Raw genomic sequence first — 2,302 nt, 5'->3', positions numbered from 1 at the left:
GGAGCGAGCCTGCTCGCGAAGGCGGCGCCTGGGTCAGTACAAATCCACCGGATCCACATCCAGCGACCAGCGCACCGCCCGCCCACTGGGCATCTGTTCCAGCACCAGCAACCAGGCGCTCAGCAGCCGATGCAACGGCGCCCGGGCATTGGCCTGCAATAAAAGCTGGGCGCGATAGCGCCCGGCCCGCCGCTCCATCGGAGCCGGAACCGGGCCCAATAGTTCGATGCCGGTGAGGTTCTGCTCCGCCAGCAGGCGTTCCGCCTCACTGCACGCTTCGTCCAGGAAACCTTCCGCCTGCCCCGGTTTATGAGCCTCGGCGCGCAACAGCGCCAAGTGCGCAAAGGGTGGCAACCCGGCGCCACGGCGTTCGCTCAGCGCCTGTTCCGCAAAGGCGAAATAGCCCTGTTCGGTCAGTTGTATCAGCAGTGGATGATCCGCCAGGTGGGTCTGGATGATCACCTTGCCCGGCTCTTCGGCGCGCCCGGCGCGGCCTGCAACCTGGACGATCAGCTGCGCCATGCGCTCGCTGGCCCGGAAATCACCGGAGAACAGTCCGCCGTCGGCATCCAGGATCGATACCAGCGTGACCCGGGGGAAGTGATGCCCCTTGGCGAGCATTTGCGTGCCCACCAGGATGCACGGCTGACCCTTCTGGATGGTGGCGAACAGATTGTTCATCGCATCCTTTCGCGACGTGCTGTCGCGATCCACCCGCAGCACGGGGTAGTCGGGAAACAGGATCCCCAGCCGTTCTTCGGCGCGCTCGGTGCCGGCGCCCACCGGACGCAAGTCCACTTTCCCGCACTGCGGGCAGTTCCTTGGCACGCGTTCGGAGTGCCCGCAATGGTGGCAACGCAGCTCGCCGTAACGCTGATGCACGGTCATCCGCGCGTCGCAGCGTTCGCAACCGGACATCCAGCCGCAATCATGGCACAGCAAGGTCGGGGCAAATCCCCGGCGATTGAGGAACACCAGCACCTGTTGCCCGGCGGCCAGGGTCTGGCCGATGGCTTGCTGCATCGGCCCGGAGATGCCGCTGTCCAGCGGACGACTTTTCACATCCAGGCGCAGGAAGCGTGGCTGCTTGGCGCCGCCGGCCCGTTCGTTGAGGCGCAGCAGGCCATAGCGACCGGTGTAGGCGTTGTGCAGGCTTTCCAGGGAAGGCGTGGCCGAGCCAAGGACGATGGGAATGTTCTCTTGTCGGGCCCGCACCAGCGCCAGGTCGCGGGCGTGGTAGCGCAGGCCTTCCTGCTGTTTATAGGAACCGTCGTGCTCTTCGTCGATGATGATCAGGCCGGGGTTTTTCATCGGCGTGAACAGCGCCGAGCGGGTGCCGATGATGATATCGGCCTCGCCGTCCCGGGCGGCGAGCCAGGCTTCCAGGCGTTCGCGATCGTTGACCGCCGAGTGCACCAGGGCGATCCGTGCATTGAAGCGCTGTTCGAAGCGCGCCAGTGTTTGTGGGCCGAGGTTGATTTCCGGAATCAGTACCAGGGCCTGCTTGCCGGCTTCCAGGGTCTGGCGGATCAGCTGCAGGTAGACCTCGGTCTTGCCGCTGCCGGTGACACCCGCCAACAAGAATGCGTGATAGCTGTCGAAACCTGCGCGAATCGCCTCGCAAGCGGCCCGTTGTTCGGCGTTGAGCGGCAGTTCCGGTTGGGCCAGCCAGTGTTCGTGGCGCGCGCCTGGTAAATGACGACGAACCTCGACCTGGACCAGGTCCTTGGCCAGCAGCAGGTCGAGGCTGTCCTTGCTGAGCATCAGTTTGCTCAATAACTGGTGGGCCACGCCGTGGGGGTGTTGGGCCAGGGTCGCCAGGGCTTCGCGCTGGCGCGGTGCGCGGGCGATGCGCGGGTCGTCCAGCGAGGCGCCCGGCGCCACCGACCAGAACCGCTCCTGGCGCGCCTCGGCCGGTTCGCCCTGGCGCAACAGCACCGGCAGGGCCCAACTCAGGGTGTCGCCCAGGCTGTGCTGATAATACTGGGCGGTCCACAGGCACAACTTGAACAGCGACGCCGGCAGCGGCGGCGTCGCATCGAGCAGGGCCAGGGCCGGCTTGAGCTTGTCCACCGGCACTTCACTGTGGTCGGTGACTTCCACCAGGATGCCGATCATTTCCCGCCGGCCGAACGGCACCCGCAGGCGCATGCCCGGCAGCAACTGGGCACGCGGCACTCCGGCCGGGGCGCGGTAATCGAACAGGCGGCGCAGCGGTGATGGCAAGGCGAGGCGCAGGATGGCGTCGGGCACGCGGGGGTCTCGGTAGGCAAACAAGTTCGCAAGGCTGAGCGCTATTCAA

At 66.2% G+C, this 2,302-nt stretch carries 1 protein-coding gene; it reads right to left on the bottom strand.

Annotated elements, in window-relative coordinates; all coding sequences use genetic code 11:
• Positions 1-33 precede the first annotated feature (33 nt).
• Entirely contained in the window at positions 34-2,253 is a 2,220-nt protein-coding gene (locus OC610_RS25940) for a primosomal protein N' (protein WP_264431882.1), read from the bottom strand.
• Positions 2,254-2,302 lie beyond the last annotated feature (49 nt).

Source organism: Pseudomonas agronomica (genome assembly GCF_025917275.1).
GTDB lineage: Bacteria > Pseudomonadota > Gammaproteobacteria > Pseudomonadales > Pseudomonadaceae > Aquipseudomonas > Aquipseudomonas agronomica.
Note: the sequence above shows the minus strand (reverse complement) of the source record. Positions and strands in the feature narration are given on the sequence as shown.